This window comes from Acinetobacter sp. D009 (assembly GCF_038562025.1).
Classification (GTDB): domain Bacteria; phylum Pseudomonadota; class Gammaproteobacteria; order Pseudomonadales; family Moraxellaceae; genus Acinetobacter; species Acinetobacter pittii.
Genome location: NZ_CP151886.1, coordinates 69,445 through 88,268 on the forward strand (window position 1 = coordinate 69,445; position 18,824 = coordinate 88,268).

Below are 18,824 nucleotides of genomic sequence, written 5' to 3' on the forward strand. Positions count from 1 at the left end.
TTGAGCAGACAATGATTAAAGAGGATGTTCTACTAACCAATCTTCAATCTCGTTTTCAGAAATTACTTCAAAGCCATGGCGCTGCAAAAGTGCTGTGGTGATTCCAACTCCCGTAATTTTCTCACCTTGAAAAGTACCATTATAAATTTTTTGGCTACCACAAGATGGGCTATTCTCTTTTAAAACCACACAAGTTGCTTTTATTTGCCGAGCAATTTCTAGAGTGCGGTAAGCACCTTTTAAATATAAAGCTGTCACATCTAAACCAGATGAATCAGTAATTTTTGCTTTGCCATCAAGCACATCTTGACCTGTTCCGTCCACAATTTCTGCGGGTAAACGGGGAGTGGTAAAACCACCTAATAGCTCTGGGCATAATGCTTGGGCTTTTTTATTGATTAATAGTTGCTTAAGTCGGGTATTTGGACAGGATTTACCATCATATCGAACAGGTTCACCAATTAAACATGCGCTGACTAAAAGCATAGTTTTTCAAACTCAAAGCAAGAGAGATTTTTGAAGATAAGGATCATAAACAGAATATCGAATATGACAATTGATTTTAAAAACAGGCAAATTAAAAGATTACTAAAATTATGCAATTCATAATTAAGTTATGTATTGCATAATTTAATTGTTTTTAGTAGCATCTAATTCAAGGTAAATGGCCATTGGAGATCCAACAAGGATGTTGGTCTCCATAAATCTATAAATGATTTTTAGGAAAAGACGATTTTTAAGGGTTTATTGAAAAATCTCAATCGTACTTTTAGATAACAAAGGACAGTGTGTATGGAAAACAAACACCACATGGAACGGAAATTAATCATTAAAGGCTTTACGCTCATCATATCTTCGTTTTAATGACTCGTTTTTTTCTCATAGGATGCGTTGGGTTAAGCCAATTTGACGGTTCAAGTCTTCACCCAATAGCAACGTATTCTATAGAGAAAGGAGCTGAGTTCATCAGCAATAGAGATAAACGGAACAGGTAATCACCAGAGGGAAACTAGATGGATATTTTAGAGAACCCATTAGAATTATGCGGTTTTGCATTTATTGAGTTTGTTTCAAAAGAAAATGAATTAGATCCAGTTTTTGAGACAATCGGCTTTTCAAAAGTAGCCAAGCATAAATCGAAAGAAGCGTACTTATGGCGTCAAGGAAATATCAATATTATCCTGAATTATCAGCCAGAATCTTATGCTTCATTCTTCTTTAATGAACATGGTCCATCTGCTTGTGCGATGGGTTTTAAAACACGTGATGCAGCAAAAGCTTTCCAAAAAGCAGTAGAACTTGGTGCTGAACCAATGTATTCAAAAGTTGGGCCAATGGAGCTCAACATCCCGGCAATCAAAGGTATTGGTGGTATGCCAATCTTTTTAGTTGACCGTGATATTTATGAAAATGACTTTGTTTTCTTTGATGATGCCGAGAAACGTCCAGTAGGGGCAGGCTTAAATGAGATTGACCACTTAACTCATAACGTCTACAAAGGCCGTATGGAGTATTGGGCAAACTTCTATGAAAAAATCTTTAACTTCCAAGAAATTCGCTACTTTGATATTAAAGGTGAATATACAGGTTTAACGTCTAAAGCATTAACAGCACCAGACGGTAAGATCCGTATTCCGTTAAACGAAGACTCTGACAAAGGAAACGGCCAAATTGCAGAGTTCCTATCTGACTTTAATGGCGAAGGTATTCAGCATATCGCGTTTATTTGTGATGACTTAATCTCGACTTGGGATAAGTTAAAAGGTCTCGGTCTGAAATTTATGACACCACCGCCAAATACCTATTATGAAATGCTACCAGAACGTTTACCTGATCATGGTGAGCCGACTGAAGAGTTAAAACAGCGTGGTATTTTGTTAGATGGCAACACTAAAGATGGTCAGAAGAAACTGTTATTGCAAATTTTCTCTGAAAACATGATTGGTCCAGTTTTCTTTGAATTTATTCAACGTAAAGATGATGATGGCTTTGGTGAAGGTAACTTCAAGGCATTATTTGAGTCGATTGAACGTGACCAGATTCGCCGTGGTGTTTTAGAAACTAAATAAATAAGCTGAGCTTTATTCCTGATCTTAAAAAACCAAGAGTTTGATCTCTTGGTTTTTTTATGGCTATTGATTAGCGGCTTTTAATATATTGATTGATGAGGTTCACTTCATTTTTCAAGATTTCAATCGTTTTACTATGAGGATCGACTGGTAAAAACATTTCACTGTCTAGTGCGACAATACAAAACTCAATACTTTGATTTGAGTTAAATACAGGTAAACCCACCGCATTAATTCCTGTTAGTAAATCACCTTTCGCTGCCGACATTTGTTGCTGGCGAATGGTGTCTTTAAGCTCTGTAAATGCTTGCCAGTTTTGCGGTGCGATGTGCAGACCAAGTTCTTGATGCTTTTGCCATTCCACTTCCATTAAGGGACGAACAAAATGTTCTGGAAGATAAGAAGCAAATAGACGTCCCGCAGCAGAATTGACTAAAGGCATAATCGAGCCGACTTTAGTCACAATCGAAATAGGGTGGTTTGATTCAATCGACTGAACCACGACAGGGCCTTTTGGTGACCATTTACTAATTTGTATACCGCAACCAATTTTGTTTTGTAGGTCGTAAATTAAATGCTGTACCAGCTGTAGTGTGTCGCTATGCTGGACACAGTTGAGACCTAAGCGCCATGCCTGATCACCTAAAGCATATTGTCCGTCATCAAGCTGTTTTGCATATTCCATACGAATAAGGCTGACCAGATAGCGGTGAACCTTGGCAGGATGCATTTCGAGCTTGCTCGATAGATCTTTGAGAATAATAGGTTGATTGTGCTCCAAAAGGGCGTTTAGTACAGATAAACCGACTTCAAGTGATTGAACCCCCCCAGATACTTTTTCTTCAATCATTTAAATACCCTTAATAAATTTACTTTAGCTGTTAAACAGTGACGATCAAAACAAAAATTGAAATTGGCGCGTTTTACATCATGCCTGAGCCTAGTGAAAAATAGAAATCACCTTTTTCTATTAGCGAAATTGACATGTTTAATAACCAACAATTTTCTAAAATCACTATGCTCTTATTTATAGCGCAATTTTCTAGAAATTTAGCGGTTTTAAATAATATAAATCGGCATTGATATAGAACTGCTCTTAAAACAATTCTAATCAATGCCGATTTTTTAGTGCGCTCTTTAAAAATTAGGTTCCTAACTCTTCTTCATGCAAGAAATGAGTGTGGTGTGGAGCGCGTTTGGTTTTGCTCCATTCCTCTAGCATTTCAGTTTTCATTTCTTCAGTAATTTTTGCAATTTTTTCTTCAGCATGAGCATCGTTATAAGTTAGTTCTAAACGATGACCATTTGGATCGAAGAAGTAAATTGAGTGGAAAATGCCATGGTTAGTCACACCTAAGACTTTCACATCATTTTCTTCTAAATGTTGCTTGGCAGCCATCAACGCATTTAAGTCTTCAACTTCAAAAGCAATATGCTGTACCCATTGAGGCGTATTTTCATCTCGGCCCATTTCTGGTTGAGTTGGCAATTCAAAAAATGCCAAAACGTTGCCTTGTCCTGCATCTAAGAATAAATGCATATATGGGTCAAAGGCTTTAGTTGACGGCACATGGTCCTCAGCAAAAGCTAAAATGAAATCCATATTGAGCATTTTTTTATACCACTCAACCGTCTCTTTCGCATCCTTACAACGATATGCAACGTGATGTATTTTTTTAATGGCAAATGTCATATTAAAACTCCTTTTTACTATTCCCAATCTGGTTGTTGTTCTGGCGCCGCGTTATAAAAGGCTGGGATAGACAAACAATGGTGATAAATCGATTCAATTTTTGGAAACGCAGATAAATCAATCTTGAAGCGTTTCGCGTTGTAGACCTGTGGAATCAGGCAGCAATCGGCAATAGTTGCTTGTTGTCCAAAGCAAAATTGTCCATTTGAATCTTGAAGTTGCTGTTCGAGATTTTGAAAGCCTTCAATAATCCAGTGCTGATACCAATAATTTTTCTGCTCATCTGAAACATTTAAGTCATTTTTTAAATATTTCAGTACGCGTAAGTTGTTTAACGGGTGAATATCACAAGCGATTGCTTGGGCAAAAGCGCGAACTTTTGCTCTCTCTTGCACATCACTTGGAAGTAGTTTGGTTTCTGGATATTGCTCATCTAGATATTCCAAAATACTTAACGATTGAGACAAGGTTAAATCGCCATCAATTAAAGTTGGAACTAGAGCACTACGGTTTAACTTTAAATAGTCTTCGCTTTGCTGTTCGTTTTTTACCAGATGAACTGGAACAGTCTCATAAGCTAAACCTTTAATGTTTAGACTAATCCGTACTCTGTAGGCTGCAGAGCTACGAAAGTAACTATACAGCTTCATAGTCAGGCTCCGAAGTTTCTGCAAAATCGAAATTTAATGCAGGAAGGACTGTATTTCGAACTTCACCGAAGCCAATGCGAATACCATTTTTCTCACAGTGACCTTTCATGATCAGGGTATCGCCGTCTTGCAAGAAACCACGAGTTTCACCATTGGCAAGTGTTAAAGGCTTGGTGGTGTTCCATGTAAGCTCAAGCAAGCTGCCATACGAATCTGGTGTAGAACCTGAAATAGTACCTGAACCCATTAAATCACCAACCTGAACGTTACAGCCGCCAATGGTGTGGTGAGTGAGCTGCTGAGCCATAGACCAGTACATATATTTGAAATTAGTTTGGCAAATCACGTCAGCTTGTGCCGATTTCGGGCTTTGAATTTCAACACTCAAATTAATGTCGTAACTATTCGCGATATTTTCTTGTAAATACGCTAAAGGTTTAGGCTCTTGTTTTGGGCCTTCCACTTTAAATGGCTCAAGTGCTTCAAGTGTGACTACCCAAGGTGAGATGGCACTAGCAAATGATTTTGAATTGAAAGGACCTAGAGGCACATATTCCCATTGCTGGATATCGCGTGCTGACCAGTCATTAAGTAATACCATTCCAAAAATATGATCCCACGCATTTTCAATTGAGATTGGCTGGCCAAGCTCGGTTGGTTTACCAATAACAAATGCTGTTTCAAGTTCAAAGTCGAGTTTACGCGTAGCTGAGAAAACTGGACGCTCTTCATTTGGAAGTTTAATTTGTCCAGATGGACGCACGACTTGAGTGCCACTGACTACCACAGAGCTAGCACGGCCATTGTAACCAACAGGCAATTCAGTCCAGTTTGGAAGTAAGGCATTTTTAGGATCGCGGAACATACAGCCTACATTGGTGGCATGTTCTTTAGAAGAATAGAAATCGGTATAACCAGGTACTTGAAGTGGTAAATGCAACGTAACGCTGTCTTGCTTAACCAAAACTTCCTGACGCAATGCTTCATTTTCTTGAAGCGTTAAATTTTCAACCGAGAGAAGAGACTGTAGTGTCTTACGAACTTTTGACCAGTTGGCTTTGCCAGACTCGATAAATTTATTGAGTGTTGGCTGGTTAAAATATGTGTCTTGTTCTGAAAGTTTTAAAAGACCGTGCTTTTCAAGAGCAGCGAGATCAATCACCCAATCACCAATAGCTACACCAACTTGACGCTCACTTTCGTTAGCTCTGCTAAAAACACCGTAAGGCAAATTATGAATAGTGAAATCTGATTGAGGTGAAACTTCAATAAAAGAGTTTAGTTTTTGTTCCATTTTCGCTTCCTTGTCTTTATCTCGGGTCTTATACAAATAAAAGTTCGGTCTAGGACTGAGCTACTCAATAAGTTTTAACCTTTGCTTAGATCATCTTTTGTCTTATGAGTTTGATATAGACCGAGCACAACCAATTGCTTCATGTCTCTATAATACTGAATTCATCAAATTACGCAATACATAATTTAATTACACATTTCATAATAATTGTCATTTCTTGTATTTTCTGTTTTCATTCGCGCTTATGAGAAAAGTCACGCAATTATTTTTTTCATGAATCTCTATGAAAATCTGATCAATTTATGATATACGTAATTTATTGGAAAAAAATTACGTGACACGGATGAGAATAATCATATGTCAGCACAAGAGCAAGGAAACCTGAAACATGGTTTGAGTAATCGGCACATCCAGCTTATTGCATTGGGTGGGGCGATTGGCACAGGGCTTTTTCTTGGTATATCACAATCGATTAAATTAGCAGGTCCATCGGTCATCCTCGGTTATGCCATTGCAGGATTTATTGCTTTTTTAATGATGCGTCAGCTTGGCGAAATGGTGGTTGAAGAGCCAGTCAGTGGATCTTTTAGTCATTTTGCCTACAAATATTGGGGACCATTTGCAGGGTTCATGTCAGGATGGAACTATTGGGTACTCAATGTTCTCGTCTGTATGGCAGAACTAAGCGCAATTGGTCTTTATATTCAATATTGGTGGCCGCAAATTCCGACGTGGGCATCTGCTTTAGCCTTCTTTGTCTTAATTAATGGCATTAATTTGCTACACGTTAAGTTTTTTGGCGAAATGGAATTTTGGTTTTCTATTGTCAAAATTTTAGCAATTCTTGCAATGATTGGCTTTGGTTCATATTTACTTGCAACAGGCACAGCAGGTCCACAGGCAAGTATCAGCAATCTTTGGGCACTTGGCGGTTTCTTCCCGTTTGGCGTTGAAGGCTTAGTGATGGCGATGGCAGTCATTATTTTTGCTTTTGGTGGTATTGAGCTTTTCGGTATTACTGCGGCTGAAGCGCGTGACCCTGATAAAACTTTACCTAAAGCTGTGAATCAAATTATTTACCGTATTTTGATTTTCTATATTGCGACGCTTTTTGTTTTATTCTCGCTATTCCCATGGAACCAAATGGCACAAGGCGGAAGCCCTTTTGTGATGGTCTTTGCTTCTTTAGATAGCCAAGGCATTGCAACATTATTGAACTTTGTCATTTTGACAGCTGCGGTTTCAGTTTATAACGGCACAAGTTATTGCAGTAGCCGTATGCTATTGGGCCTTGCGCAACAAGGAAATGCACCAAAAGTATTTGCACGTATTAATAAACGCGGTATTCCAACCAATGCAGTAATCCTTTCTGCGGCAGTCACTATTTTATGTGTACTGTTAAACTATATTTTCCCTGAAAAAGCATTTGGTTTGCTCATGATGCTGGTGGTTGCAGCGATTGTAATTAACTGGGTTGTAATTTCATGGACGCATTTAAAATTCCGCAAATATATGCAGCGCCAAGGACAAACAACGAAGTTCCCAAGCTTTATGTATCCGTTTAGCAACTATTTATGCATATTATTTATGCTTGGCATTTTGATCGTGATGTCTTTAACACCAGATATGCGTGTTGCAGTCATGATGATTCCTGGTTGGATCTTATGTTTAATGGTGGCGTACCAATTTAAACGCCGAAAATTAAAAGCTGAGCAGTCTGTACCTGCCTTAGAAGCAGATATTTAATAATTTATTGAGTTGTATCTAAAAAGGACGTCTGACAGGCGTCCTTTTTTATTTTTAAAATTTAGCAACAGAAATTAAAGGATTTTATTATTGTTATAATATAACATTTAATTAATTTAATGATGAGCAATTTTCCCATTTTTGGTGAAGATAGAGCATATTTATGAAGCGTTATTTAGGTTTAATTTTATTATCTCTCACAGCATGTAGCACTCAAACTCCCAAGCCAACAATTCCTCTGCATACCCAAACAACTTTACCTCAACCTACAAAAACAGTGGTCAGAATAAAGCCTCAACCCGAGGCGTATGTTGCGTGGTTAGCAACAGCAGACCATCGACAGTCTGTGCAAGCTTACAAGCAATTTCTTAAGCAAAAGGGACTTGCCGATTTAGTGCCAGACCATGAGTTATTACGCTCAGCTCGAGATTGGCAAAAATGTGGAGTTGAGCCTTACGCAGTGCCACCACGCGAGATTTGGTCCAATATCGTTCCGACACTTAGTATTTTAAAAGCGTTAGTTGAGGATGGTGTAATTAATGATTTTGAAGTGACTTCGGTCTACCGAGCGTTATATCTAAACCGCTGTGCGGGTGGTGCTGATGCTTCTCGACATGTCTTTAATGCAGCGCTTGATTTTCGAATTGGACCAGAACAGCCGAGTGATTTAGACCAGTTTAATATTCAACAAACCAAAACCAAACTTTGTCAGTTCTGGGCGACTAAAGGTCAAGAGCTTAATATGGGACTGGGTGTTTATGCTTCAGGACAAATCCATATTGATAGCCAAGGATTCCGTGCATGGGGGCCTGACCATCACTACAAAACCTCAATTTGTCAGGGACTATAAAAGCAATTTTTTCAACGACTAAGTAAATTGACCCAAACAAAAGCGGAATAAAAACTTGATCAATAGTTATGTTATAACATAACATTAATATGGTTTAGAAATAGATTACGCCTGTGATCTGGCCATATCTAAATGGCCAGCCATGATCAGTTTAAATATTATTCGAAGAGATCAAGCCATGCGCACTGCAATCGCCAACTCATTTGCCAAGCTTCCCGTCACTGTTTTATCAGGCTTTTTGGGTGCAGGAAAAACCGCATTACTCAACCATATTTTAAATAATCGTGAAGGCCGCCGTATTGCCGTGATTGTCAATGATATGTCTGAGGTGAATATTGATGCGGCATTAGTACGTGAAGGTGGGGCAGAGCTTTCAAGAACGGATGAAAAGCTGGTTGAAATGAGTAATGGCTGTATCTGTTGTACGCTACGAGAAGATTTACTGGTTGAGGTGAGACGTTTAGCCGATGAAGGACGCTTTGACCAGTTAGTCATTGAGTCAACTGGCATTTCAGAACCGTTACCTGTGGCAGAAACGTTTACCTTTGAAGATGAAGATGGAAACTCGCTAAATGAGTTCGCTCGACTCGACACCATGGTCACGGTAGTCGATGCTTTTAATTTTCTTAAAGATTACAGTTCAGTTGACTCACTGCAACAACGTGGCGAATCATTAGGTGAGCAAGATGAAAGAACTGTAGTCGATCTTCTTATTGATCAAATCGAGTTTTGTGATGTGATTGTGCTGAATAAAATTGATCTGATTGATCGGGCTCAGCAAGACCAGCTCATCGCCATTTTAAAAACGTTAAACCCGCGTGCCCGAATTGAAATTGCTCAATTTGGAAAGGTCGCTTTAGACAAAATCTTAAATACACAGCTATTCGATTTTGATGAAGCTGCCCAAGCACCAGGCTGGTTAAAAGAGTTACGTGGTGAGCATACGCCAGAGACTGAAGAATATGGAATCAGTAGCTTTGTTTACCGTGCCCGCCGACCTTTTCACCCAGAACGTTTTTATGATTTGGTGCAGGCTGAATGGCCGGGAGTCGTACGTTCCAAAGGCTTTTTCTGGTTGGCTACTGACCCTACCTTGGCTTATTCATGGTCACAAGCGGGTGCAATGGCTCGACACGGCTTAGCAGGTTATTGGTGGGCCGCCGTTGCAGAAGAAGACTGGCCGAGTGACCTAGCCAGTATTGAAGAAATTAAGAAAAATTGGGATGCACGCACAGGAGATGCGCGTCAGGAACTGGTTTTAATTGGTATGCAAATGGATGAGCAAGCGTTAATACAGCGCTTAGATCGTTGCTTGTTAAGCGATGAAGAAATGGCTTTAGGACCACAAGTTTGGCAGAGCTGGTCGAACCCTTTTAAGCAAGATGATGAAACCATGTTGATTGCTTAATTAAATAAGCCCCTATTTTAAAGGGGCTTATTTTTATGATTTATCTTTAATGAAAATCTTTCGAATATAGTTGTTGAGCGGAGTTGAATAGTATTTTTCAATCGCTGCGCTGATGATAAAAGTCAAAACCAGATAGCTAATTAAAAGCATAATTTTGATGCTAGAGTCGGTTTGGGCCGGAATAAAAGCAACTTTCATAAGGCCCAGCACAACCAGATGAAACAAATAAGTTTCATAACTTCTTTGCCCCAACCAGACCATCACTTTGGTAAATAGGCTATGCGCTTGCGTTCCAGCAGGATGTTGAAAACACAAAATCAGTAAGCCTGTGGCAAGAGCAAATAAGCTAATACCCCATGTGCTAACTTCTTTAATTGGTGCATATAAATATAGAGTGGTCATGCTCAAAATAATTAACCATGAAAGAGGTTTCTTATAAGTCCAATCTGGGCGATATGTATGAGAAAAAATCGCCGTTAAACAGCCAATTGCTATGCCGTCAAAACTTGAAAAATAATGATATAAATAAGCGCCGCTTTCTTCTCCAAAATGCAGAGATCTAAAATAAGGACCATATAAAATTACGCCAACAAGTAAAGCAATAAAGACCTTATTACTACGTGTGAGTAGGCACAATAATGGGAAAATAAAGTAAAAAACTTCTTCTACAGAGAGTGACCACAACACGCCCAAAGCGTAGTTTACCCAACCGAATTTAATAATCAGGATATTCATCCAGAAGGTTAAAGCTGCAAATATTGTTAGTGGATAAGAGACTTCAATGCCATTTGGAGCTTGGTTCATAAAGGGTTTTAAGTCAAACGAACCGAGTATGCTTACACCTAAAATGAGTAATAACAGACACGGTAAAATACGCGCTGCTCGTCGGATATAAAAATGCTTGAGGTTAATTGCGGAAAATTGTTTATCTCTTTTTAAAGTGTGATGGGTAATTAAAAAACCCGAAATCACAAAAAACATGGTGACGCCATAATTTCCATTTCTTGCGATGACTGTGCTAAATGCTTCACCTAAGAAATCAAAACCTAACCATGTATCTTTAAGTTTATAGGGAATATTAAAATGATGTAAAAGAACCAAAAGGATAGACATTCCACGCAGAATATCTATTTTATAATTACGCATTCGATGTGCTTCCAGTTTTATTAATATACTGTGTGGCAGAAGAATACTATCGATCAGTTATTTTAAATAAAAGTTTTAAGCATCATTTCGTAAACCAGAAAAAATGATATTTTTGTTTTCTTGGATGGGGCACTGGCTTAGCAGAAATAACTATTAAATAAATATTGATAAAATCCTAATATATTTGAATTTCTCTACATAAAACTTTAAATTAGCTCTTATCGAACTATGTTTATTTTTTAAACTTTTTAAAATCTATTTAATTCATAAATTAACATGTTGTATGTGGTTGTATATACATAGCATGTCAACTAAAATACCTTTTTGCCTGCCGCCTTTTTGAGTATTTGTTATGCCCAGAACATCAAAACAAGAACATGCTGAGCTTTCGATTGAAGCTGATAGTCCAGTTCCTTTATATCAACGCGTAAAACAGCTGATTTCACAAAAGATTTATGAAGGTTCGTGGGCTGTAAATAAAAAAATTCCTTCGGAAAGTGAACTGGTTAATCAACTCGGCTGTAGCCGTATGACGGTAAACCGTGCGCTACGTGAGTTAACAACAGAAGGCTTACTCGTTCGAATTCAGGGCGTTGGTTCTTTCGTAGCTGAAGGGCAAGGCCGAACTGCACTTTTTCAAATTAATAATATTGCCGATGAGATTATTGCACGAAACCATAAGCACCACGCTGAAGTTTTAGTCCTAGAACAAGTTTATGCAAATGCAGAGCAAAGCGTGTTAATGCAGACTCGTGAAGGGCAAAGATTATTTCATTCGATTATTGTGCATTATGAAAATGATGTACCTGTTCAGGTCGAAGATCGTTTAGTTGATGCAGCACTGATTCCAGATTATTTAGAACAAGATTTTAAAACCATTACCCCGAATGCTTACCTCATGGCAAAAGCACCTGTGTCAGAAGGTGAGCATATTGTTGAGGCCGTTTTAGCATCTCCTCAAGAGTGTAAGTGGTTGAAGATTACTAAAGCTGAGCCATGCTTACTGATTCGCCGTCGTACATGGTCAAATAAACAACTCATTTCAAGTGCACGTTTGATTTATCCGGGTAGCCGCTACTATCTCGAAGGGAAATTTAATCCATGATTGAATTGATCAGGGCCGATCAATATACAAAAATGCTTTGGAAAAATGGTGCAGGTTTTACTTTAGAAATTGCCAGAAGCCAAGGTGAAGCTGATTTCGATTGGCGTATTTCGATGGCAGATGTGACCACTTCTGGGTCATTTTCGCTATTTCCCAATAAGCAGCGCATTATTAGCGTACTCGATGGACAGGGTATGGTACTGCATGTCGATGATCTTCCTGCCAAAACGCTGAACCAAGGCGATATTTTTGCTTTCCATGGCGAGAGTCAGGTCCAAAGTGAACTGGTCGACGGTGCAATTCGAGATTTAAATTTAATTTATGATCCTGCAAAGTTTCATGCTCGTTTTCAGTGGTTGAATGATGCAGCGGAGCAGGCATTTATCAGTTCGGCAGACCTGATTTTCATTTTTAATCAGGGTAGTGAAACGGAAGTGAACGTTGATGATCATTCCGTTCAGCTTGCTGCTCAAGAAACACTAAAAATTGAGAAAAACGCTGGCGTGACATCGATTAGTTTTCCCAAAAAACAACTCAAAAGCTGCTATGTCATGGAGCTAATTCAACGATAAAACAATATAATTTACTACTTAAAAAGCACGTGTCGATTTAAAAGATATGTGCTTTTTTTATGCTTGATATAAAAATAAATTAATTTAATTCATAAGCTTATTCAATTTTATTAAAAAAATATCAGTCACCCTCTTCACGCCGAAAAATATTTGTGTAGTATATAGATGTATATACAAGTTAATACATTACTATACAAATGCAGAAACAAGTGATGTTCTGCTGATGTAAGCTCAAAGGAAGGAGTCCGCCTGTGACAACAATGACAACAAAATTTCGTGATGTAGAAATTCGTGCGCCACGCGGCACTGAATTGACGGCTAAAAGTTGGTTAACTGAAGCTCCATTACGTATGTTGATGAATAACCTTGATCCGGACGTTGCAGAAAACCCGAAAGAGTTGGTTGTATACGGTGGTATTGGCCGTGCAGCACGAAACTGGGAATGTTTCGACAAAATTGTAGATACTTTAAAAAATCTTGAAACTGATGAAACGTTATTAGTTCAATCAGGTAAGCCAGTAGGTGTATTTAAAACTCATAAAGATGCACCACGTGTTTTAATTGCAAACTCAAACCTTGTACCGCACTGGGCAAACTGGGAACACTTTAACGAGTTAGACGCAAAAGCACTTGCAATGTACGGTCAAATGACAGCAGGTTCATGGATCTACATTGGTAGCCAAGGTATTGTACAAGGTACTTATGAAACTTTCGTTGAAGCAGGCCGCCAACACTACAACGGTGATTTAAAAGGCCGTTGGGTTCTTACCGCAGGTTTAGGTGGTATGGGGGGCGCTCAGCCTTTAGCTGCAACACTTGCAGGTGCGTGTTCTTTAAACATCGAATGCCAACAAGCAAGTATCGATTTCCGTTTACGTACCCGTTATGTAGACGAACAAGCGACTGATTTAGACGACGCTTTAGCACGTATTGACCGTTATACAAAAGAAGGTAAAGCAATTTCAATTGCGCTTCATGGTAACGCTGCTGAAATTTTACCTGAGCTTGTACGCCGTGGTGTACGTCCAGACATGGTGACTGACCAAACAAGTGCACACGATCCACTTAATGGCTACTTACCAGTAGGCTGGACTTGGGATGAATACCGTGCACGTGCGAAAACTGAACCGGAAGCTGTTGTAAAAGCTGCAAAACAGTCGATGGCGAAGCACGTACAAGCGATGCTTGATTTCCAAAAAATGGGTGTTCCAACATTTGACTATGGTAATAACATCCGTCAAATGGCGAAAGAAGAAGGTGTAGCAAACGCTTTTGATTTCCCAGGCTTCGTACCTGCATACATCCGTCCATTGTTCTGCCGTGGTATTGGCCCATTCCGTTGGGCAGCGCTTTCTGGTGATCCAGAAGACATTTATAAAACAGATGCCAAAGTTAAAGAGTTAATTCCTGATGATGAACATTTACATCACTGGTTAGACATGGCACGTGAACGTATTAGCTTCCAAGGCTTACCAGCGCGTATTTGCTGGGTAGGTTTAGGCTTACGTGCAAAACTTGGTTTGGCATTTAACGAAATGGTTCGTAGCGGTGAATTGTCTGCACCAGTTGTGATTGGTCGTGACCATTTAGACTCAGGTTCGGTTGCAAGTCCAAACCGTGAAACTGAAGCAATGCAAGACGGTTCAGACGCAGTATCAGACTGGCCTTTATTAAACGCGTTGCTCAATACAGCGGGCGGTGCAACTTGGGTGTCTTTACATCACGGTGGTGGTGTAGGTATGGGCTTCTCTCAACACTCAGGCGTTGTGATTGTGTGTGATGGTACAGATGAAGCTGCTGCACGTATTGCTCGCGTACTGACCAATGACCCTGCAACAGGTGTTATGCGTCATGCCGATGCAGGTTATGAAATTGCGATTAACTGTGCGAAAGAGCAAGGCCTACACTTGCCAATGATCACGCAATAAAAATACACGGAAGAACTGGCGGTGCTTTTTGCAATTGTGAAAAGCACCGTCTCAGCAGAATATAGTGCAAAAAATTAGGAAGCCAACATGGAATTATTGATCCAACCGGGAAAACTGACCTTAGCCGATTTACGTCAAGCCTACCTCAACCCGATCAAAGTTAAATTAGATGAAAGTGCTTCATCTGCAATTAATGCAAGCGTGGCTTGCGTTGAGAAAATTGTAAATGAAGGACGTACAGCTTACGGCATTAATACAGGCTTTGGCTTACTTGCTTCAACCAAAATTGCTCCTGAAGATTTAGAAAAGTTACAACGTTCATTGGTTCTTTCGCATGCGGCAGGTGTAGGTGAAGCACTTGATGATGCAATGGTACGTTTAATTATTCTATTGAAAGCAAATAGCTTGGCGCGTGGTTTCTCTGGTATTCGTCGTAAAGTGATTGATGCTTTGTTGGCTTTAATTAATGCCGAAGTTTACCCACACATTCCACTGAAAGGTTCAGTAGGGGCTTCAGGTGACTTGGCACCACTTGCACACATGTCTTTAGTGTTACTTGGTGAAGGTAAGGCACGTTATAAAGGTGAATGGTTACCAGCAGTTGAAGCTTTAAAAGTTGCAGGTCTAGAACCGATTTCTTTAGCAGCTAAAGAAGGTTTGGCTCTTCTAAATGGTACTCAGGTTTCGACCGCTTATGCTTTACGCGGCTTATTTGAAGCGGAAGATTTATTTGCAGCTGCAACAGTTTGTGGTGGCTTAAGCGTTGAAGCAATGCTGGGTTCACGTGCACCATTTGATGCTCGTATTCATGAAGTACGTGGTCAACGTGGTCAAATTGATGTAGCTGCGGCTTATCGTGATCTCTTAACAGACTCGAGTGAAATTGCACATTCACACGAAGACTGTAGCAAAGTTCAAGACCCATACTCTTTACGTTGCCAACCACAGGTGATGGGTGCATGTTTAACCCAAATCCGTCAGGCTGCTGAAGTACTAGAAATTGAAGCAAATGCTGTATCTGATAACCCGCTTGTGTTTGCTGAACAAGGTGACGTGATTTCTGGTGGTAACTTCCATGCAGAACCTGTTGCAATGGCAGCCGATAATCTAGCTTTGGCAATTGCAGAAATTGGTTCACTGTCTGAACGTCGTATTTCGATGATGATGGACCGTCACATGTCACAACTTCCACCGTTCTTGGTGGCAAATGGTGGTGTTAACTCGGGCTTTATGATTGCTCAAGTTACCGCTGCTGCTCTTGCAAGTGACAATAAAGCGCTTGCACATCCGGCAAGTGTGGATAGCTTGCCAACTTCAGCTAACCAAGAAGACCATGTATCAATGGCTCCAAATGCGGGTAAACGTCTTTGGTATATGGCTGACAACGTCCGTGGCATTTTAGCTGTTGAATGGTTAGGTGCTTGTCAGGGTCTAGACTTCCGTGAAGGCCTAAAAAGCTCGCCTAAACTTGAACAAGCTCGTAAAATCTTGCGCGCTCAAGTGCCTTACTACAGTGAAGACCGTTTCTTTGCTCCTGATATTGAGCAAGCAAGTGAATTACTCTCAAGCGGCTGCTTAAACGAGTTAATTATTCCAAAACTACTCCCTAGTTTATCTGAAGTGTGATTGATAAAACGGTCACATGGAGTGGCCGAATCTAACTAAATATCCTCAAGGATTGGAGATTATAATGTCACAAAACTCCACACTACAGCGGGGTTTAAACACCCGCCACATTCGTTTCTTGGCATTGGGCTCAGCAATTGGAACTGGGCTTTTCTATGGTTCGGCAACTGCCATTAAAATGGCAGGGCCTTCAGTATTACTTGCGTATATCGTTGCAGGGATTGCAATTTATATCGTTATGCGCGCATTGGGTGAAATGGCTGTCCAAAACCCTGTCTCTGGTTCATTTAGCCACTATGCTTCACAGTACATTGGTCCATTGGCTGGCTTTACGACAGGCTGGACTTATGTTTTTGAGATGATCATTGTGGCGTTGGCTGATGTCACTGCTTTTGGTATTTACATGGGGTTCTGGTATCCCGATGTACCACGGTGGATCTGGATTTTATCCCTGATTATGTTCTTGGGTGCAATTAACCTCATTCACGTTAAAGTCTTTGGCGAACTCGAGTTTTGGCTTTCTATTGTCAAGGTGAGCGCTATTGTTGCCATGATTTTAGGTGGAATCGGTTTAATGTTCTACGGTTTCCATGCTGACCATAGCAGTGTGGTACCGGGTATTCAAAACTTATGGATTTATGATGGCTTTATGCCGCATGGGATTGCAGGCTTAGTTGCATGTTTATCTGTGGTTGTATTTGCTTTCGGTGGTATCGAAATTATTGGTATTACAGCAGGTGAATCACAAGATCCGAAAACCACCTTACCTAAAGCAATTAATGCAGTTCCAGTACGTATTTTACTTTTCTATGTGTTGACCATTTTTGTACTGATGTCGATTTTCCCATGGAATCAAATTGGTAGCCAAGGTAGTCCATTTGTACAGATTTTTGAGAATTTGGGCATTCAATCAGCAGCTACAATTTTAAATATTGTCGTGATTACTGCTGCTGTTTCAGCGATTAATAGTGATGTATTTGGTGCTGGTCGTATGCTTTATGGCATGGCAAACCGTGGTCAAGCGCCTCGAGTTTTCCAGAAATTATCACGTAATGGTGTGCCATGGATGACTGTAGTGGTTATGGCTGGCGTGCTATTAATTGGTGTAGTGCTGAACTACCTGATTCCTGAAAATGTATTCATGATCATTGCCTCAATTGCAACTTTCGCAACCGTTTGGGTGTGGCTCATGATCTTGCTTTCGCAAGTCGCGATGCGCCGTAAGTTGTCTACTGCTGAAATTAAGGCATTGGATTTCCCCGTTATTGGTTGGCCGTATGCTCCTGCGTTTGCAATTGGTTTTATGGTATTCATTTTAGTCATGATGGGGTATTTCCCAGATTCACGCCCTGCAATTTATGTGGGAATCACATGGCTTGTTCTGTTAATGATCGCTTATCGTATTTGGGTCAAACCTCAGCAAAATTCGGGAAAGCAAAATAATTCAATTCCGCAAAATATCGAGATAGAAAGCTAACAAGTCAACTGCCCAATGGTTTAACTATTGGGCAGTTTTGAGGAAAGGCGAATGAAAAAACTTTGGCAAAATTGCCACATTGCGACCATGCAAAATGGGCAATATTCCTACATTGAAGATGCTGCAATCGTCACAGAAGGGCATCTCATTCACTGGATTGGAAAACAACAACAACTTCCTGCCGACACTTATTCCGAAACAGTTAACTTAAATGGCGCTTGGGTAACCCCGGGATTCATCGACTGTCATACGCATAGTGTTTTTGGTGGCAACCGTAGTGTTGAGTTTGAAAAACGCTTGCAAGGTGTGAGCTATGCTGAAATTGCAGCAAGCGGTGGTGGCATTGCCAGTACAGTACGTGCAACGCGTGAAGCCAGCGAAGAAGAATTACTGAAATCAGCTCTTAAGCGTATTCGCTGTATGCAACAAGACGGCGTTACAACCATCGAGATCAAATCTGGCTACGGACTCAATTACGAAAATGAGCGCAAGATGCTGCGTGTGATCCGTCAAATTGGTGAAGCTTTACCAATGACGGTAAAAAGCACTTGCTTGGCTGCACATGCGTTACCGCCAGAGTACAAAGACCAAAGCGATGCTTATATCGAGCATATATGTACAGAAATGCTGCCTAAACTGCATGCTGAAGGCTTAGTCGATGCAGTTGATGCGTTCTGCGAGCATTTAGCCTTTTCACCAGCTCAGGTTGAACGTGTTTTTAAAACGGCACAATCATTAGGTTTGCCCGTTAAGCTTCATGCTGAGCAGCTCTCATCGCTAGGTGGCTCAAGTTTGGCAGCACGTTATCATGCTTTGTCGGCTGACCATTTAGAGTACATGACCGAAGATGATGTTAAAGCCATGGCAGAGTCGGGCACGGTTGCAGTGTTATTACCGGGCGCTTTTTATCTATTGCGTGAAACACAATACCCACCAATTGAAAGCCTGATTAAACATGGTGTGCGTATTGCGCTGTCGAGTGATTTAAATCCGGGTACATCTCCAGCACTTTCTTTACGTTTAATGCTCAACATGGGCAGCACACTTTTCCGCTTAACGCCTGAGCAAGCATTAGCAGGTGTCACCATTCATGCTGCACAAGCGCTCGGTTTAGAGCAAACACACGGCAGTTTAGAGCAAGGTAAAGTCGCTGACTTTGCGGCTTGGGATATTGAGCATCCATCTGAAATTGTTTACTGGCTGGGCGGAGATTTGCCTAAGCGAGTCGTTCAGCATGGACAAGAAGTTATTTTTTAGACG

At 40.3% G+C, this 18,824-nt stretch carries 16 protein-coding genes; 10 read left to right on the plus strand and 6 right to left on the minus strand.

Annotation, left to right across the window (positions count from 1 at the left end):
- Positions 1–15 precede the first annotated feature (15 nt).
- On the minus strand, positions 16–486 hold the full coding sequence (locus AAC388_RS00320) for a DUF523 domain-containing protein (RefSeq protein WP_304594861.1): 471 nt from the start codon (positions 484–486) through the stop codon (positions 16–18).
- A gap of 527 nt (positions 487–1,013) precedes the next feature.
- Here AAC388_RS00320 and hppD point away from each other — a divergent pair.
- Positions 1,014–2,069, plus strand: coding sequence for a 4-hydroxyphenylpyruvate dioxygenase (gene hppD, locus AAC388_RS00325; protein WP_017398971.1), 1,056 nt, complete (start codon positions 1,014–1,016; stop codon positions 2,067–2,069).
- Between the two features lie 70 nt (positions 2,070–2,139).
- On the opposite strand, the gene AAC388_RS00330 is transcribed toward hppD, so the two are convergent.
- The 4 genes from AAC388_RS00330 to fahA form a co-directional block, all read right to left on the minus strand.
- Positions 2,140–2,919: a helix-turn-helix domain-containing protein gene (locus tag AAC388_RS00330; protein ID WP_057069152.1), complete on the minus strand. Its 780-nt coding sequence runs from the start codon at positions 2,917–2,919 to the stop codon at positions 2,140–2,142.
- Positions 2,920–3,213: 294 nt separating this feature from the next.
- The gene (locus AAC388_RS00335) at positions 3,214–3,762 is read right to left on the minus strand and encodes a VOC family protein (protein ID WP_032036246.1); all 549 of its coding nucleotides are present in this window, start codon (positions 3,760–3,762) and stop codon (positions 3,214–3,216) included.
- Between the two features lie 17 nt (positions 3,763–3,779).
- A complete protein-coding gene (gene maiA, locus AAC388_RS00340; RefSeq protein ID WP_262448365.1) occupies positions 3,780–4,412 on the minus strand; it encodes a maleylacetoacetate isomerase in 633 nt (210 codons plus the stop codon).
- Positions 4,399–5,706: a fumarylacetoacetase gene (gene fahA / locus AAC388_RS00345; protein ID WP_060465140.1), complete on the minus strand. Its 1,308-nt coding sequence runs from the start codon at positions 5,704–5,706 to the stop codon at positions 4,399–4,401. Before fahA ends, maiA begins: the two co-directional genes overlap by 14 nt.
- Before the next feature lie 357 nt (positions 5,707–6,063).
- Here fahA and AAC388_RS00350 point away from each other — a divergent pair, with 357 nt between their 5' ends.
- From AAC388_RS00350 to zigA, 3 genes are all read left to right on the plus strand, one after another.
- The gene (locus AAC388_RS00350; RefSeq protein WP_017481869.1) at positions 6,064–7,452 is read left to right on the plus strand and encodes an amino acid permease; all 1,389 of its coding nucleotides are present in this window, start codon (positions 6,064–6,066) and stop codon (positions 7,450–7,452) included.
- Between the two features lie 163 nt (positions 7,453–7,615).
- Complete coding sequence (locus tag AAC388_RS00355; protein ID WP_342371050.1) at positions 7,616–8,302, plus strand: D-Ala-D-Ala carboxypeptidase family metallohydrolase; 687 nt, start codon at positions 7,616–7,618, stop codon at positions 8,300–8,302.
- Between the two features lie 142 nt (positions 8,303–8,444).
- Complete coding sequence (gene zigA / locus AAC388_RS00360) at positions 8,445–9,710, plus strand: zinc metallochaperone GTPase ZigA (RefSeq protein ID WP_342371051.1); 1,266 nt, start codon at positions 8,445–8,447, stop codon at positions 9,708–9,710.
- Between the two features lie 33 nt (positions 9,711–9,743).
- On the opposite strand, the gene AAC388_RS00365 is transcribed toward zigA, so the two are convergent.
- On the minus strand, positions 9,744–10,856 hold the full coding sequence (locus AAC388_RS00365; RefSeq protein ID WP_342371052.1) for an acyltransferase: 1,113 nt from the start codon (positions 10,854–10,856) through the stop codon (positions 9,744–9,746).
- A gap of 352 nt (positions 10,857–11,208) precedes the next feature.
- Here AAC388_RS00365 and hutC point away from each other — a divergent pair, with 352 nt between their 5' ends.
- From hutC to hutI, 6 genes are all read left to right on the plus strand, one after another.
- A complete protein-coding gene (gene hutC / locus AAC388_RS00370) occupies positions 11,209–11,961 on the plus strand; it encodes a histidine utilization repressor (protein WP_014207981.1) in 753 nt (250 codons plus the stop codon).
- On the plus strand, positions 11,958–12,533 hold the full coding sequence (locus AAC388_RS00375; protein ID WP_342371053.1) for a HutD family protein: 576 nt from the start codon (positions 11,958–11,960) through the stop codon (positions 12,531–12,533). Before hutC ends, AAC388_RS00375 begins: the two co-directional genes overlap by 4 nt.
- A gap of 260 nt (positions 12,534–12,793) precedes the next feature.
- A complete protein-coding gene (gene hutU / locus AAC388_RS00380; protein ID WP_014207979.1) occupies positions 12,794–14,461 on the plus strand; it encodes a urocanate hydratase in 1,668 nt (555 codons plus the stop codon).
- An 87-nt stretch (positions 14,462–14,548) separates the two neighbouring features.
- Positions 14,549–16,087 (plus strand): histidine ammonia-lyase, encoded by a 1,539-nt coding sequence (hutH, locus tag AAC388_RS00385; RefSeq protein WP_000421598.1) that lies wholly within the window; start codon positions 14,549–14,551, stop codon positions 16,085–16,087.
- Between the two features lie 64 nt (positions 16,088–16,151).
- Positions 16,152–17,564 carry an amino acid permease gene (locus AAC388_RS00390; protein WP_005804358.1) on the plus strand — a complete coding sequence of 471 codons (1,413 nt, stop codon included), beginning with the start codon at positions 16,152–16,154 and terminating at the stop codon, positions 17,562–17,564.
- 51 nt (positions 17,565–17,615) lie between these two features.
- Positions 17,616–18,821 (plus strand): imidazolonepropionase, encoded by a 1,206-nt coding sequence (hutI, locus tag AAC388_RS00395; RefSeq protein ID WP_342371054.1) that lies wholly within the window; start codon positions 17,616–17,618, stop codon positions 18,819–18,821.
- The last annotated feature ends 3 nt before the right edge of the window (positions 18,822–18,824 follow it).